This is a genomic window from Streptomyces sp. NPDC048254 (assembly GCF_043201895.1).
Classification (GTDB): Bacteria; Actinomycetota; Actinomycetes; order Streptomycetales; family Streptomycetaceae; genus Streptomyces.
On sequence record NZ_JBICZJ010000003.1, the window covers coordinates 334319 to 350482 of the forward strand.

13 protein-coding genes are annotated in these 16164 nt (G+C 69.9%); 4 read left to right on the top strand and 9 right to left on the bottom strand.

Going from position 1 to position 16164, the window contains the following annotated elements; translation table 11 throughout:
* Nucleotides 1-15: 15 nt before the first annotated feature.
* Genes ACGFZQ_RS11210 through ACGFZQ_RS11225 form a run of 4 tightly spaced genes read left to right on the top strand, consistent with a single transcriptional unit; the run spans nucleotide 16 to nucleotide 3796 of the window.
* Nucleotides 16-933: an SDR family NAD(P)-dependent oxidoreductase gene (locus tag ACGFZQ_RS11210; protein WP_393840101.1), complete on the top strand. Its 918-nt coding sequence runs from the start codon at nucleotides 16-18 to the stop codon at nucleotides 931-933.
* Nucleotides 933-1808, top strand: coding sequence for an amidohydrolase family protein (locus ACGFZQ_RS11215; protein ID WP_393840102.1), 876 nt, complete (start codon nucleotides 933-935; stop codon nucleotides 1806-1808). Before ACGFZQ_RS11210 ends, ACGFZQ_RS11215 begins: the two co-directional genes overlap by 1 nt.
* 9 nt (nucleotides 1809-1817) lie before the next feature.
* The gene (locus ACGFZQ_RS11220) at nucleotides 1818-3326 is read left to right on the top strand and encodes a long-chain fatty acid--CoA ligase (protein ID WP_393840103.1); all 1509 of its coding nucleotides are present in this window, start codon (nucleotides 1818-1820) and stop codon (nucleotides 3324-3326) included.
* A 14-nt stretch (nucleotides 3327-3340) separates the two neighbouring features.
* Nucleotides 3341-3796 carry a MaoC family dehydratase gene (locus ACGFZQ_RS11225; protein WP_393840104.1) on the top strand — a complete coding sequence of 152 codons (456 nt, stop codon included), beginning with the start codon at nucleotides 3341-3343 and terminating at the stop codon, nucleotides 3794-3796.
* Here the strand turns inward: ACGFZQ_RS11225 and ACGFZQ_RS11230 are convergent, their stop codons facing one another.
* The 9 genes from ACGFZQ_RS11230 to ACGFZQ_RS11270 all read right to left on the bottom strand — a co-directional run bounded on the left by ACGFZQ_RS11230 (nucleotide 3797) and on the right by ACGFZQ_RS11270 (nucleotide 16094).
* A complete protein-coding gene (locus ACGFZQ_RS11230) occupies nucleotides 3797-4315 on the bottom strand; it encodes a hypothetical protein (RefSeq protein ID WP_393840105.1) in 519 nt (172 codons plus the stop codon).
* 95 nt (nucleotides 4316-4410) lie between these two features.
* Nucleotides 4411-5175, bottom strand: coding sequence for a Crp/Fnr family transcriptional regulator (locus ACGFZQ_RS11235; protein WP_393840106.1), 765 nt, complete (start codon nucleotides 5173-5175; stop codon nucleotides 4411-4413).
* Nucleotides 5176-5178: 3 nt separating this feature from the next.
* Nucleotides 5179-5331: a hypothetical protein gene (locus ACGFZQ_RS11240; protein ID WP_393840107.1), complete on the bottom strand. Its 153-nt coding sequence runs from the start codon at nucleotides 5329-5331 to the stop codon at nucleotides 5179-5181.
* 1151 nt (nucleotides 5332-6482) lie between these two features.
* Nucleotides 6483-8153 carry a histidinol-phosphatase gene (locus tag ACGFZQ_RS11245; protein ID WP_393840108.1) on the bottom strand — a complete coding sequence of 557 codons (1671 nt, stop codon included), beginning with the start codon at nucleotides 8151-8153 and terminating at the stop codon, nucleotides 6483-6485.
* Between the two features lie 23 nt (nucleotides 8154-8176).
* Nucleotides 8177-10009, bottom strand: a complete 1833-nt coding sequence (locus ACGFZQ_RS11250) for a LamG-like jellyroll fold domain-containing protein (protein WP_393840109.1) — start codon at nucleotides 10007-10009, stop codon at nucleotides 8177-8179.
* Between the two features lie 49 nt (nucleotides 10010-10058).
* The gene (locus tag ACGFZQ_RS11255; RefSeq protein WP_393840110.1) at nucleotides 10059-12980 is read right to left on the bottom strand and encodes a glycoside hydrolase family 2 TIM barrel-domain containing protein; all 2922 of its coding nucleotides are present in this window, start codon (nucleotides 12978-12980) and stop codon (nucleotides 10059-10061) included.
* Nucleotides 12977-13837 (bottom strand): carbohydrate ABC transporter permease, encoded by an 861-nt coding sequence (locus tag ACGFZQ_RS11260; protein ID WP_393840111.1) that lies wholly within the window; start codon nucleotides 13835-13837, stop codon nucleotides 12977-12979. The genes ACGFZQ_RS11255 and ACGFZQ_RS11260 overlap by 4 nt, the downstream gene beginning before the upstream one ends.
* 14 nt (nucleotides 13838-13851) lie before the next feature.
* Entirely contained in the window at nucleotides 13852-14808 is a 957-nt protein-coding gene (locus ACGFZQ_RS11265; protein ID WP_393840112.1) for a carbohydrate ABC transporter permease, read from the bottom strand.
* Entirely contained in the window at nucleotides 14808-16094 is a 1287-nt protein-coding gene (locus ACGFZQ_RS11270) for an ABC transporter substrate-binding protein (RefSeq protein ID WP_393840113.1), read from the bottom strand. Before ACGFZQ_RS11270 ends, ACGFZQ_RS11265 begins: the two co-directional genes overlap by 1 nt.
* Between the last annotated feature and the right edge of the window lie 70 nt (nucleotides 16095-16164).

Consider the following 16164-nt stretch of genomic DNA (forward strand, 5'->3'; position numbering starts at 1 on the left):
GAAGGGACACCGCCCGTGCCCAGCATCGATCTCACCGGCAAGGCCGCCGTCGTCACCGGCAGCGGCCGGGGCCTCGGCCTCGCCTACGCCCACGCACTCGCCGCCCACGGTGCCTCCGTGGTCGTCAACGACGTGGACGAGGCCGTCGCCGAGCAGGCCGTGAAGTCCATCACCGAGGCCGGCGGCACCGCCGTCGCCGAGGTGGTCCCGGTCGGGACGAGCGAGGCCGCGGACCGGCTGGTCGTCCGGGCCGTGGCGGAGTTCGGGCGCCTCGACGTCCTGGTCACCAACGCGGGCATCCTGCGCGACAAGGTGCTGTGGAAGATGACCGACGACGACTTCGACGCGGTGCTCACCACCCACCTCAAAGGCACCTTCACCTGCGCCCGCGCCGCCGCCGTCCGGATGCGCGAGCAGGGCGAGGGCGGCACCCTGATCCTGGTCGGCTCCCCGGCCGGCCAGCGCGGCAACTTCGGCCAGACCAACTACGCCGCCGCCAAGGCCGGCATCGCCGCGATGGCCCGCACCTGGTCGATGGAGCTGGGCCGGGCGGGCATCACGGTCAACGCGATCGTCCCGGTGGCCGCCACCGCGATGACCGAGACCATCCCCGCCTTCGCCCCGTACGTCGAGGCCATGAAGAACGGCGAACGGCTCCCGGACTTCCTGCGCAAGGGCGAGGGCTTCGGCACCCCCGAGGACTGCGCCGCCCTCGTCCCCTTCCTCGCCTCCGCGGCCGCCCGCTCCATCACCGGCCAGGCCATCGGCATCGGCGGCGACAAGGTGGCACTCTGGTCACACCCCCAGGAGATCCGGGCCGCCTACGCCGACGGCGGCTGGACCCCGGACACCCTGGCCGACGCCTTCCCCACCTCGGTCGGCGCCGAACTCCAGACGGTCGGCATCCCGGCGCCCGCGTTCCCGGAGGCGTGATGGACATCGAGTCACTCACGGCGATCGACGTCCACACGCACGCCGAGGTCTCCGCCAAGGGGCACTCCTCCCTGGACGAGGACCTGCACGACGCCTCCTCCGCCTACTTCAAGGTCGAGGGCAAGCGGAAGCCGACCATCGAGGAGACCGCCGCCTACTACCGGGAGCGGAACATGGCCGCCGTGATCTTCACGGTGGACGCCGAGTCCGCGACCGGCACCGCGCCCGTCCCCAACGAGGAGGTCGCCGAGGCCGCCGCCGCCAACGCGGACGTCCTGATCCCCTTCGCCTCCATCGATCCCTTCCGGGGGAAGGCAGGTGTCCGGCAGGCCCGCCGCCTGGTCGAGGAGTACGGGGTCAAGGGCTTCAAGTTCCATCCCAGCATCCAGGGCTTCTTCCCGAACGACCGCGCGGTGGCGTACGGCCTCTACGAGGTGATCGAGGAGACCGGCACCATCGCCCTCTTCCACACCGGCCAGACCGGCATCGGGGCCGGCGTCCCGGGCGGCGGCGGGATCCGGCTGAAGTACTCCAACCCGCTGCACGTGGACGACGTGGCGGCCGACTTCCCGCACCTGAAGATCATCCTGGCGCATCCGTCCTTCCCCTGGCAGGACGAGGCCCTTGCCGTCGCCACCCACAAGCCGGGCGTGCACATCGACCTGTCCGGCTGGTCGCCGAAGTACTTCCCGCCGCAGCTCGTGCAGTACGCCAACACGCTGCTCAAGGACAAGGTCCTCTTCGGCTCCGACTTCCCCGTCCTCACCCCCGACCGGTGGCTCGCCGACTTCGCGAAGCTGCCGGTCAAGGACGAGGTCCGGCCGAAGATCCTCAAGGAGAACGCCGCCCGTCTGCTCGGGCTGACCAAGCCGTAAGGGGCCGAGATGCGCAACGAGGGACTGGGGTCGTGGCCCGCACGCCGGGCCCGCAAGACCCCGCACCGCACGGCGCTGGTACACGGTGGACACGCCACCGACTACCGCACGTTGTACACGCGCACCACCCGCCTCGCCCACGCCCTGCGCGCCCGGGGCGTCCGCCGCGGCGACCGCGTCGCCTACCTCGGCCCCAACCACCCCGCCTACCTGGAGACCCTCTTCGCGGCCGGCACCCTCGGCGCGGTCTTCGTCCCGCTCAACACCCGCCTGGCCGGCCCCGAGATCGCCTACCAGCTCGCCGACTCCGGTGCCAGGGCCCTGCTGTACGGCTCCTCGCACGCCGGTGTCGTCGCGGGCCTGCCCGGCACCACCGATGTCCGGACGTACGTCGAAGTCGGCGCCGAGTACGAGGAGTTGCTGGCGTCGGCGGCGGACGACCCGATCGACGAGCCCGTCACCCCCGACGACACCTGCGTCATCATGTACACCTCGGGGACGACCGGCCGCCCCAAGGGCGCGATGCTCACCCACGCCAACCTGACCTGGAACGCGGTCAACGTCCTGGTCGACACCGACCTGATCGCCGACGAACGCGCCCTGGTCTCGGCCCCGTTGTTCCACACAGCGGGCCTCAACATGCTCACCCTGCCGGTCCTCCTGAAGGGCGGCACCTGTGTCCTGGTGGAGGCCTTCACCCCGGAGACGACCCTCGACCTGATCGAGGAACACCGGATCACCTTCATGTTCGGGGTGCCGACGATGTTCGACCAGGTGGCCCGCCACCCGCGCTGGCCGGACGCCGACCTCTCCTCCCTCCGCATCCTCACCTGCGGCGGCTCCCCGGTCCCGACCCCGCTGATCGCGGCGTACCAGGAACGCGGGCTGACCTTCCTCCAGGGCTACGGCATGACCGAGGCCGCGCCCGGCACCCTCTTCCTCGACGCCGAGCACGCGATCAGCAAGGCGGGCTCGGCGGGGGTGCCGCACTTCTTCAGCGATGTACGGGTGGTACGGCCCGACCTGACCCCGGTCGACGTCGACGAGCCCGGCGAGGTCGTGCTCCGCGGCCCCCATGTCATGTCCGGCTACTGGGGGTTGCCGGAGGAGACCGCGGCGTCCTTCGCGGACGGCTGGTTCCGCAGCGGGGACGCGGCCCGGGTCGACGCGGACGGTTACGTCTTCATCGTCGACCGGCTCAAGGACATGATCATCTCCGGTGGCGAGAACATCTACCCCGCGGAGATCGAGGACCTGCTCCTCGCCCACCCCGACATCGTGGAGTGCGCGGTGATCGGCGTGCCGGACGACAAGTGGGGCGAGGTGCCGCGTGCGGTGGTCGTCCCCCGCGAGGGCGCCGTCCTCGACCCCGGCGAGGTGCTGGCCTCCCTGTCCGGCCGGCTCGCCAGGTACAAGCTCCCCAAGTCGGTGGTGCTCGCGGACGAACTCCCGCGCACCGCCGCCGGAAAGCTCCTCAAGTCCCGTGTGCGCAAACGCTACGGCTCCCCCGACTCATAGCTAAGGAAAGCGACATGAGCGTCACCGTCAACGGCCTCGACGAACTGAAGAAGCTCGCGGGCAGCGACCTGGGCACCAGCGAGTGGATCGAGGTCACCCAGGACCGCATCGGCACCTTCGCCGACGCGACCGGCGACCACCAGTGGATCCACGTCGACCCCGAGCGCGCGGCCGAGGGCCCCTTCGGCGCCCCGATCGCCCACGGCTATCTCACCCTCTCCCTCTTCATCCCCCTGTTCACCGAGCTGCTGGACGTCCAGGGCGTCACCACGAAGGTCAACTACGGCCTGAACAAGGTGCGTTTCCCGTCCCCGGTGAAGGCCGGCTCCCGGATCCGCCTGACCGCCCGGCTGGCGGAGGTCGAGGAGGTGCCGGGCGGCGTGCAGATCGCCGTGGACGGGACGATCGAGATCGAGGGCGCCACCAAGCCGGCCGCCGTGCTGCAGAGTCTGTCGAGGTTCTACGCCTGATCAGGTGGGCCTGCGCAGCGCCCGGATCCGCTGCTGCGCGGCACTGGCCGCGTTCTTGAGCTCGATACGGGCGTGTTCCTGCGCCATCGCGGCCGCCAGCTGCGCGTTCAGCGCGGTGCTGTCGATCTCTCCGGCGGCCGGCACCGGCTGGAGCACCGTGGGCAGATAGCGGTCCAGGCGTTCCACGACGGTCTGGAGTTCGGGCCGGATCGCCTCGGTTGCCTGCGCCGCGTCCTCGAGGAGGTGGCGCAGGCCGTGCAACGGCTCGAAGTCCGCCGCGCGGCACGGCTTGTGGGCCCACCCGCACAGCATCTCGACGAGCCGCCTGAGGTAGGTCGAGGCGTCCTCGAAGTCCTGGGCGTCGTCGTCGGCCCTGCGCATCCGCTTCACCCAGGCCAGCGCCTTGCGGTGGTGGAGCAGCGCGAGGATGCCGAGAGCGGCCGCGGCCGCGCCCGAGGCGGCGCTCACCAGGACGGTGCCCGTGCCGGCGGCGGCCAACGCGGTGGAGCTGAACATCATGGGAGTGATCCGTTCATGAAAACGCACGAACACCCCTCGGGGAGGGGCCGGGAACGGTCGTGGCGTGGGGACGGGTGAGCGGGTCGGGCGGGGAGCTACGAGCGCGTGGCGATGGTGCGGAGCAGCGGAAGATCCGTCACCACGAACTGCCGGTACCCGTTGCGCAGGATGCCGTCCGTGGGCAGACCGCTGTCCCTGTCGGGGGTGCGCAGCCGGCGGAGCGTGTTCTCCACGGTCGAGACACCGAGCAGCAGGGCGTCCGCGATGTCCTTCTGGCTCGGGCCCAGGATCGTGATGTGGCCGGGGGCGGCGGAGTCGGTCGTGCCGGCGATCTCGGCGAGATGGACGAGCAGCGCGCCGACCCGCGCCAGCGGCGTCCGGGTCATGGTGCCGTAGATCTTCTCGTCGGTGCGGCTGCGGTCCTCCAGGCTGCGCAGCAGGGCCAGTTGGATCTGCGGGCGCCTGCGCAGCAGGATGTTCATGCGCTGCACGGGGCAGGGCATGACCCACGTCGTGGTGAGGCAGGTCGTCCTGACCTCGGAGCCCGGCTCGATGAGCTTGGCCTCGCCGAGCAGTTGACCGATGCCACGGAAGCGGGTGATCTTGGGCGCGCCCTCGGCGGCGCCGAAGGGGCGGCGCTCCTGGCGGACGCAGCCGCCGAGGACGATGTGCACCTGTTCGTCCGTCGGCCCGATGGGCAGTTCCTCGTCGCGCTCGTAGACACGGCTGACCGCGCCCCACTCGCTGACCAGCAACGGCCAGTCGCCGCCGGGGAGATGGGCGAGGAAGCTGCCGAGGGGCATGGGCTGGCGTCCGTTGAGGACGTCGCCGGTGCGGAAGGCGTCGACCCTGGGGACCATCGGTCAGGCCCCGGTCACGCGGGCCGCGGTCACGGGCGGGCGGCCGGGCCGCCGTACCGGGTCGTGGTCGTCACGCAGCGTCAGGTGCGACGCGATGTCCCGGCGTGGGAGCGGGACGGGAGAGGTGCCGAAGCCATCGGCGATGGCGGTGTCCATCGGTCTGAGGTCCTTCTTTGCCGGTGCGGTTGGGATCCCGGGCGTGACGCTGGCTGCGGCACACCCGGACGACGGGTCCAGGTCCTCTCCCTCGCGTTGTCGGCCCGGGTGGTAAGTCCGGGCTGCGAGGCGAAGACTTTTGACAAGCTACCCCCCTGCCCGAGGAAATCGCCAGTCACGGATGACAGAGAGCAAAGCTTCCTGTCGCGGGGCCCCGGGAAATCGTCGCCCTCGCGAGAGGGAGTTCCCGTACGCGGTCCGAGAGGGCTGTGGTCTCCATCACACCACCCTCGGGAGGGTGATCGAAACGGGTTTTTCCGAGGGGTGAACCATTGAAAGCCTATGCGCCACCGGGTACGAATATTTCCCGCAGCTGAGCGGCGACCGGCCCAGGTGTAAACGCGTGGAAAAATGAGGAGGCCCCGGGGAACCACCCCCGGAGCCTCCCGGAAAGGGCCTGGACCCGTCGAGGTTCAGACCGTCACCCAGTAAACACCACCTGCTAGGAAACGGTCTCGCGGGGTGGCAACTCCCCGGGTCGGAGCCCCCACGGGGAGGGGTTTGCCTCGTCGACTTGCCTGGCGGCGCCGACGGCGCCGCGGGGGCCGTCCTGCCCGACGAAATGCCCGTATTGTCGCTTTGGGGCGCTTGTGCTCCGCCTCTTGTGTCGTTCGTCGTGTGGGTAAGTGCGTCAGTGGTGAATGACGATCGCTTGAGGATCGCTCCAGACCGCTCGATGAGTGGTCCGCTTGTCGCGGAGTGGCTCCGTCCGCGCGTTCGATGTATGCAGTATGTGGTCGTCCGTTGCATAAATCTACGCGCCGGAGAGGGCGGTTTTCCAGCGTGCATTAGCCCGCCTTCGATCGCCTGGAAATACCTCGGCGGCATTTCCCGGGGCATCGGCCTGCTTTGTTGTGGATGCAGGTCCTGGGAATTTGTCGACCTTGATACGGGGTCCGTCCCGCCTCCGTGGAATGGTGTCCCGCCGGGAATTCGTAATGTTTCCTGTGCTGCCCGGCCGGCGCCGAAAGGGCAGTGCCGGGACGCCGCAGGCAATCGTGCTCCAACTCTGTGTAGCGAGTCGGACACGATTCACGCATGCCTGCCACGCCCCGGCGGTTACGCAAGGTGAGCAAATGGACGACGAATCGTCAGGAACCCACCACATCCACGAAGATGGGGTTGGAATAGAACCACGTGTCCGCCCACGGGTCGCCGTTCCCCGGCTCGTGGGTGATCGGGCCGTGCGGGTCGATCGACGCGCCCAGGTAGCCCGCGCCGTTCCGCTTGCCGTCGCTGCCCCGCAGCCGGACGTAGAAGGACTCGTCCCCCGCGGTGAGCGGGATGCGCAGGGTGTAGGTGCCCTTGCGGCCGGACACGTCCTTGGTCTGGACGACCCTGGTGTCGGGCGCCTGCCAGGTGGCACGGTCGCCGACCCGGCCGCGCACCGCGCCCCGGATGACGTCGACGTGCGCCAACTGGGGAAGGATGCCCTGGGCGTTGACCCGGGACGCGGTCGTCATCGTCATGTTCAGGGTGATCCGCTCGCCCTTGCGGACCCGCAGCCGGCCGCCGAGGGTGACGCCGTCGCCGTGGTCGCAGTCCCGCTTCAGACGGACGTCCAGGCCGTCCAGCAGATGCCCGTGGTCCAGCCAGACCCGGCCCGCGCGCAGGCCCGCCATCACCGCGCGGTACCCGTAGCGGGTGACGCCGACGTGGGTGCGGCTGAACTCGCCGGGCCAGAAGTCGCTGCCGGGCTGCGGGGTGTCCGTGTTCACCGGGTCGGGCAGCTTGCCGGTGTTGTCGAAGTTCTGCCCCGGCAGCCAGTCGCCGTTCTTCCAGGTGTCGAAGACCGTGCGGTGATTGTCGGAGTTGGTGGTGATGGTGAACAGGCGACCCTCCGACAGCATCGCGTCCCACAGGCCGCCCACCGTCGCCGTAGCCCAGTCGAAACCGCCGTACGTCAGGTACGCGTCCGCCGGGTAGCCCGCCCAGGACTGCGCGGAGGGCTTGTTCTCGTACTCGCCGCGGATCGAGGTGGCGCCGCGCCAGCCGGGGATCGCGGCACCCTGGGCGCCGGGCGCGCCCTCCATGCCGATCACGATCTCGGGGGCCGCGTCCCGCCAGTCGCGGATCTCGTACGGCGAGTCGATGCCGAGCCGCAGCGGGTGGTTGGCGAGGACGAGGACGTCGTCGACATAGCCCGTACGGCGCTGCTCGGCCAGCCACCTGATGGCCTTGACGGCGTGCGCCTGGTTGCGTGCGGTGTCCGCGTCGGCCGCGCCGCCCTTGTCGTAGCCGAGCAGCTTGCCGTCGTAGGCCAGCTCGAACTGGGTGAGCAGGTCGGTCTCGTGGCGGCCCGGCGCGGCGAACACGGTGGCGTGCTCGGCGGCCGGGATGTACCACTCCAGGCCCTGGAAGATCAGCTGGCGCGGGTTCTCCCGGCGGGCCGCGAGGATCTCCGCGTGCTCCAGCTTCGCGCCGTAGGAGGCGTGCCCGAAGTTGGAGTGCTCGTTGAACACCATCCAGTCCAGGCCGAACCGGGCGGCTGCCCGGGCCTGCTGGGAGAACGTGTACTTCGCGTCGTGGCTGTACACGGAGTGGACGTGGTGGTCGCCGACCAGGTAGGCGAGGCGGGGGTCGTCGCCGCCGAGGCCCCGTCCGGTGGCGGCCGACGCGGGGGTGGCCGCCGACCCGAGGGCGAACGCGGCGCCGAACAGGCCGGCGCGGCGCAGGAGTCCGCGTCTCGACATGCCCTGGGCGTCCAGGTCGGCGGGGGAGACGGCAGGATCGGCCCAGCTGGGCAGCTGCTGCTCGGTCATGATGGTGATCCTCGTCACGGGAGTCAGTGGGTCATGAAGGAGGAGACGGGCAGCGCCCGGGAGACGATCCGGACGTCGCCGAGGCGGCCGTGCAGGATCTGGTCGATCCTGTCCGCGTACTCGTAGCCGCCGAGCAGCCACGGCTTCCCGGACGAGGCGATGCCGGTCGCGGCGGCGTGCGGGTTGCGGGCCACCGGGCAGCCCTGGACGTACATCGTGGTGTGCCGTCCGTCGTTGACCACGGCCAGGTGCCACCAGGTCTCGCGGGCGGTCTCGTCACCCCAGTTGGTGACCAGCTGCTGCTGGTTGAGCGGGTGCATCGCCCACTGCGGACCCGGCCCGTCGGAGATGGACAGGGTGGCGAGCGGCTCGTCCGGGTCGTCGGTGACCGTGCCGACCGAGCCGTTGCGGCCGGTCCGGCTGACCAGGCCCGACCAGGCGTTGTGCGAGGAATCCCAGTCGGCGGGCAGCCGGTAGAACGCCTCGATGGTGTAACCGTCCTTGAATGTCGCCGAGTTGAGCGGGGCGCCGTCGATCGTCCGCAGGTACGCGCCCTTCAGCGGTGACTTGAAGCCGGTGAACTCCAGGCTGCCGTGGCCCGGCTGGTCCGGGTGGTGGTCCGCCGACCAGCCGAGGGTGCCGCCGCCCACCGAGACCACGGTGAGGTCGTTGCCGTTGCCGGACAGGTCGGGGACCGTGCCGGAGACCGCCGAGTCGAACCGCCAGTAGGCGGCCGTGCCCCGGACCAGCAGCTGCGCGGCGGGCCGCGCCGGACGGGCCGGCACCGGGGCGAAGCCGGCGAAGCGGTCCTCGAAGTCGATGTCGACGGAGAAGCGGTCGCCGTCGCCGCTCAGCTCCATCTCCTGCCGCTCCAGCTCGTTGAGGCCCTTCTTGGCCCGGCCGAGGATCCACGGCGACACCGTCTCCACGTCGATGACGTTCCGGTCCAGGTCGAAGTGGTAGAGGCGGATCATCGCCGCGCCGCCGAAGTAGCGGTTCTGGTAGTTCGTCAGGTGCAGATGGACCTCGTTGCCGGCCGCGTTCTTGCGGGTGGCGCGGCGGGCCGGCCAGAAGTGGCCGTTCAGGGTGAGGAAGATCTGGTCGTGCTCGTCGACCAGCTGGTCCCACAGCTGCTGCCCGTAGTCCGACAACGTGTCGTCGTCGACGACCAGTTCGTGCGTGGTGAGGATGACCGGCGCCTTCGGGTGCCGGGCGATGATGTCCTTGGCCCAGGCGTGGCCCTGCGCCGACAGTCGCCAGTCCAGCGCCAGCACCAGCCACTCGCGCCCGGCCGCCCGGAACAGGTGGTAGCTGTTGTAGCCGTCCGAAGAGGCCCCGCCGAAGGTGGGCTTGCCCTTGAAGCGCTGCGGCCCGAAGGCGTCCAGGTACGGCGTCGAGCCGCGCTGGTCGTCCGTGGACGACCTGATGTCGTGGTTGCCGGCCAGCACGCTGTAGCCGACCCCGCGCCGGTCCAGGATCCCGAACGCCTTGCTGATCGCCGCGAACTCCTCCTCGGCGCCGTTCTGGGTGAGGTCGCCCAGATGGCTCAGGAAGACGATGTTCTCGTCGGACTCACCGCCCTGCTCCAGCAGATACCGCAGCGACGCCTCGATCGGCGCCGGGTTGATGCTCGGCCCGTCGAAGAGGTACTGGGTGTCGGGCATCACCGCGAGGGTGAAGCGACGGCTCTCCGGGTCGGGGCGCCGGGCGGAGCCGGAGGACGCCTCGGCGACGGCCGGCAGCGCGACCCCGGCGGTGGCGGCGGCGCCGAGGAGCGCGGTGGCCCTGAGGAAGTTGCGTCTGCCGGCTCCGGCCTGCGCGGGCTCGCCCTGGACGTGGTCATGCGACGTACACACGTGTGCTCCGTGGATGAGGAGAAGTGACGGCGAAGGGCGTGGGGGGATCTCAGAGGACGCGCAGGGTCCAGCTCCAGCGGTGGACGGCCGGTGCGACGAGGTAGGAGGGGAAGGTGTCGGGACCGCACGAGGCCGTACCGAGGCCCCGGTGTGCGGCGTCGATGTGGACCACACAGCCGGCCCGGGGCACGAGTTCGTCGTGGTGGGTGACGGCGGTGAGGTCCTCGGCGCGGTAGCGGGTGACGGATACCTGGCGGGGCTCGTCCAGCTCGACCGCGAGTCCGGTGGCGTCCGGCGCCGACAGCGTGAACCGTCGTACGCCATGGCGGCCGCCGCTCTCCTGCGGCCGCAGATACGGGGTGAACAGCTCGTCCACGGGGACCGAGTGGTGGCCGACCGGGGCACCGGCGGCACGGTCCGGGTACGACTCCCAGGGACCCTGACCGAACCACTCCAGCAGATCGAGCCCGGCGACCGTCTCGAAGACCGAGCCGACCCGGGCCACGTCGTCGAACTCCTCGGGCAGCTCGGCCGACTCGTCGACCCGTACGCCGCCCTCGACCGCGGTGAACTCCTGCCGGTGCCGCACGACTCCCGTCGTACCGGCGTACTCGGCGAGCACGGTCACCCGGTCGTACTGGTGGTGCACCGAGACCACCTTGCGCACCAGGCTGTCCAGACCCCAGGCCCGCCAGCGCGGCGCGATCCCGCCCAGCTCGTCGTTGTCGGTGGGCGCCCGCCACAGCGAGAGCGCCGGCGCGGCCGTCAGCAGCGGGTGCAGCAGCAGACCCTCGCCGTCCACCTCGACGGCGGGTCCCGCCGGCATCGGCGGCCTGGGCGTGTCCGCCGCCCGGATCCGGATCTGCGGTGCGCAGATCTCCGTACCGGCCGGGGCCCAGGCCTGGTCCTGGGCCGTGGTCACCCGCAGCGTCAGCCATGCCTCGCCGCCGTCCGCCGGCACCTCGAAGGGCAGCGGCACGGCCGCGGTCTCGCCGGGGCACAGCTCGGGCAGCTCGGCCGGCCCGGTCAGGGTACGGCCGTCGGCCAGCGCCAGCTCCCAGCTGCCGGTCAGCCAGTCGAAGCCCCGGAAGTGCTGGTGGTTGGCGAGCATGATGCCCTCGTGCCGGAAGCACCGGATGCGGACCGGCGCCGCGATCTCCCGGTGCTCGTACATCGCGGGCTTGGGGGTGCGGTCCGGGAAGACCATGCCGTCCGCGACGAACGCCCCGTCGTGCAGGGTTTCGCCGAAGTCGCCGCCGTACGCCCAGCGGTGGCCGGGCGCGGTGACACCGTTGTCGTACAGTCCGGCGCCCGTGCGCCCGACCGGTCTACCGTCGCTCACCCGCTGGAGAATTCCGTGGTCCCAGAACTCCCAGATGAACCCGCCCTGAAGACCCGGAGTTGACTCGATGGCGGCCCAGTGGTCGGCCAGCGTGCCGTTGCTGTTGCCCATCGCGTGCGAGTACTCGCACTGGATCAGCGGTTTCGTCTGCTCTCCGGACAGCGCGTGCGCCACGCAGTCCTCCAGCGGCGCGTACATCGGGCAGGCGATGTCGGAGGCGACGTCCGGGTCCGCCCAGCCGCGCTTGGCCGCCCCCTCGTACTGGATCGGCCGGGTCGGGTCGTGCCGCCGTACCCAGCCGGCCGCCGCGTCGTGGTTCGCCCCGTAGTCGGACTCGTTGCCCAGCGACCAGATGATGACCGACGGATGGTTCTTGTCCCGCAGCACCATGCGCGCGACCCGGTCCACGAAGGCGTTCAGATAGCGCGGGTCGTCCGCGATCTCGTGCGCGTGGTCGTGGGACTCGATGTCGGCCTCGTCGACGACGTAGAAGCCCAGCTCGTCGGCGAGGTCGTAGAGGGCGGGGTCGTTCGGGTAGTGCGAGGTGCGGATCGCGTTGAAGCCGAACCGCTTCAGCACCACCAGGTCCGCGCGCATGTCGTCGTACGACACCGTCCGCCCGGTGAGCGGGTGGAAGTCGTGCCGGTTGACGCCTCTGATGAACACCCGCTCGCCGTTGACCAGCAGGTCCCGGCCGGCGATCTCGACGTCCCGGAAGCCGACGCGGTGGTACGACGTGTCGGCGACCGTGCCGTCCGCGCGGTGCAGCCGGACGGTCAGCCCGTACAGCTCGGGCTGCTCCGCGTTCCAGGTGCGCACCTCGGCCACGGTGGCGTGGACGCGGGCCTCGCCCAGGAAGTCGGAGACCCGGTCGTCCTCGGCGTTGAGCCGGTCGAACTCGGTGTCCTGAGCGAGGAGTTCACCGTCCAGGTCGCCGGTGACGTACCAGCCGTCCGGCAGCGCACCGCCGTGGTCCCGTACGACGCAGTCCACCCGCAGCTCGCCGTCCCGCCGCGCCCGCACGGTCACGTCCGCGAGATACAGCGGGTCGGTCGCGTACAGCAGCACCGAGCGGGTGATCCCGCCGTGCCACCAGTGGTCCTGGTCCTCGATGTGCGAGGCGTCCGACCACTTGACCACGGTCAGCCGCAGGACCGACCGCCCGCCGGGGCGTACGACCGCGGTGAGGTCGAACTCGGCGGCGAGGTGGGAGTCCTTGGAGATACCGACGGGCCGCCCGTCCACGTGCACGAGCAGCACGCTCTCGGCGGCGCCGACCTGGAGGACGACCCGGCGGCCGGCCCAGTCGGCGGGGATGTCCAGCTCGCGCTCGTAGACCCCGGTCGGGTTCGCGGCGGGTGCCTGCGGGGGGAACTCCGCGAACGGCATCCGGACGTTCGTGTACTGCGGACGGTCGTCCGTGTCCTGCAGGGTCCAGGCACCCGGGACGTGCGCGGTCGACCAGGTCCCCACGACCGCCGCGTCCGGAGTGGGCAGCAGCTGGAAGCGCCACTCGCCGTCCAGGGACAGCGCCCCGTGACGGCGGTCGACGGCGTTCATCGGCAACCGCCCCCAGGAGGTCACCTCGGGTGCCTCCCAGGGGCGGACGGCCACCAGCGGGTCCGTCACTTGATGGCTCCCTTGGCCAGGTCGCCGATGATCTGACGGGCGCCGATCGCGAACACGATCAGCAGCGGGACGAGGGCGAGGAGCGCACCGGTCATGACCATTCCGTAGTCGGTGGTGCCGTGGGTGCCGTTGAGCTGGGACAGCGCGACCTGGAGGGTGACGTTGTCCGGGTTGGTGAGGGCGATCAGGGGCCAGGCGTAGTCGTTCCACTGGCCCATGAAGGTGAAGATGCCGAGGAAGGCGAGGCCCGGCCGGACCACCGGGAGGGCCACGTGCCAGTACTGGCGGAGGAAGTTGGCCCCGTCGATGCGGGAGGCGTCGAGGAGTTCGTCGTGGATGGCGCCCTTCATGTACTGGCGCATCCAGAAGATGCCGAACGCGTTGGCCGCCGCCGGCACGACCAGCGAGGTCATCGAGCCGATCCAGCCCAGCTTCGCCATGATCACGAACTGCGGTATGGCGGACAGCTGGGCCGGCACCATGAAGATGACCATCAACAGGGCGAACAGCACGTTCTTGCCCGGGAAGGCGAACTTGGCGAAGACGAAGGCGGCCAGCGAGTCGAAGAACAGGACCAGGAAGGTCACCGAACCCGCGACCAGCAGCGAGTTCCACATCGACCCGAAGAAGTCGATGTTGTCGAAGAGGCTGCGGGCGTTCTCCAGGAAGTGCGAGCCGGGCAGCAGCTTCGGCGGGTAGGAGAAGATCTCCGACGAGGTGTGCGTCGACATGATCACGGCCCAGTAGAACGGGAAGGCCGAGAGCAGCAGACCGATGACCAGGACGGCGTGCAGGGCGATACCGCGGCCGCGGGTGCCCTTGATGGCCCTGGGGCGCGTTGTGCGGATGGATGCCATGGTGTGCGGCCTCCCTAGTCTTCGCCCCGGCGCTGCACCAGGCGCCAGTTGATGATCGAGAAGATGATGACGACGAGGAAGATGCCCCAGGCCACGGCGGCGCCGTAGCCGAAGTCGTTGTTGTCGAAGGTCTGCTGGAAGAAGTAGAGGACCATGGTCTGGCCGGCGTGGCCCGGACCGCCCGCGAACGTCGAGTCGTTGGAGGTGGTCTGCAGCAGGACCTGCGGTTCGGAGAAGCTCTGCAGACCGGTGACGGTCGACACGACGAGCACGAACAGCAGCACGGGCCGCATCATCGGCAGCGTGATCCGGAAGAAGGTCTGCACCGGCCCGGCGCCGTCCATCCGGGCCGCTTCGTACAGTTCGCCGGGGACCGTCTGGAGTCCGGCGAGGAAGATGATCGCGTTGTAGCCGGTCCACTGCCAGGTCATCAGCGTGGCGATGGCGATCTTGATGCCCCACGGGGTGTTCAGCCAGGCGACCTGGTCGAGACCGACCGCCTGCAGAAAGGCGTTCACCAGGCCGAAGTTGGTGGAGAACACCGAACCGAAGATGATCGCGATCGCGACCACCGAGGTGACGTTCGGCAGGAAGTAGGCGAAGCGGTAGACGTTCTTGAAGCGGACCGCCGAGTTGAGCATCACGGCCGTCACCATCGCCAGGAAGATCATGGGGAAGGTGGCGAGCGCCCAGATGACGATCGTGTTCCCGACCGCGGTCCAGAAGTCGGTGTCGCTCAGCAGGTACTGGTACTGCGACAGGCCCGCCCACTCCATCGAGCCGAGGCCGTCCCAGCGGTGCAGGGAGACGTAGAGCGAGAAGCCGACCGGGATCAGGCCGAAGCAGAGGAAGAGGAGGTAGAAGGGGGAGATCGCGGCGTAGAGGTGCCAGTACTTGCGAAATCCCGTACGGGGACCGGCCGTGGCGGTCTGTTCCACGGCCGCCGTGGGCTTCTCCAGTGCGGTGGCCATCAGTAGCTCACCCCCAGGTGCTTGGCGATGCGCCGGCACTTGCTCATGGCGTCCTTCCAGGCCTGCTCGGGGTTCTTGCCGAGGACGCCGACGTTCTTGATCTCGTCCTTGAGGGGCTGTGAGAGCGCCACGTCGAACGGGCTGTTGTAGGCGACCGCGATCTTCTGCGCGGCGGGCCCGAAGACGTCCATCGTCACCTGGCCGCCGAAGAAGGGGTCGGGCGCGCGCAGGGTCTTCAGGTCGTACGACGCGGGGGTGGACGGGAAGAGTCCCGCGTCCACGAAGCCCTGTGCTTGGTTGGCGGCGTTCAGCATCCAGGTGATGATCCGGAACGCCTGCTCGGGCTCGCGGCACTCCTTGGTGATCGACAGGAACGAACCGCCGTTGTTGGACGGCCGTACCGGCATCTGGGCCACCCGCCATCTGCCCTTGGTCTTCGGTACGCCGGTCTTGATGTCGTTGGTGGCCCAGGAGGCGCTCAGCTGGCTGGGCAGCTTGCCGTCCTGGAGCGCGGACAGCTGGTCCGGCGTGCCGCTGACCAGGTCCGAGACGATCCCCCGCTGTTTCGCCTCCACGGCCAGCGCCCAGGCCCGGCGGACGTGGTCCTGGTCGCCGATGAAGTGCCGGTCCTTGTCGACGTACCGCCGGCTGCCCTGCTGCACCACGTTCTCGAAGACCGCGTTGACGTCGGAGAGCAGACAGGTCCCCGGGATCCGCTTCTTCAGCTGCTCGCCGGCGGCGAAGAACTTCTCCCAGGTGTTCAACCCGGCGGAGACGTCGTCGGGTTCGTAGGGCAGTCCGGCCTTCTGGAAGACCTGGTACTGGTAGAAGTGCGCGACCGGGCCGCAGTCGATGGGGAAGCCGACCATGGTGCCGTCGTCGGCGATGCCCTGGTCCCACTTCCAGGGCAGGTACTGGCTCCGGTACTTGTCCGCGCCCAGCGTGCGCAGGTCCACGAACTGGTTCGCGTTGGGCAGGTAGGACGCCATGTCCTCGCCCTTGAGGCCCGCGATGTCCGGGATGTGGGCCCGGCCGGTCATGGTGGTGAGCAGCTTCGACCGGTAGTAGCCGCCGATCTTGATGGCCTGCAGATCGACGTTCGCGTCGTAGCGGGCCTTGGCGTTCTTGATGACCGTGTCGCCGAGGCCGCCGTCCCAGTACCACAGGACCATGTTCCGGCCGGTGGAACCGGTCGGAACGGCACAGCCGGATGTCAGGCCGTCGAGCGCCGTGGCGGCCGTACCGGCCAGGCCCGCGCGCAGCAGGCCTCTACGTGAGAGCCACACAGCTCCCACCGCCTTTCGGATCTTTCGGATCTGTTCGGGACTTTCACTTGGAGCGTGGGGGGTGTGGGGG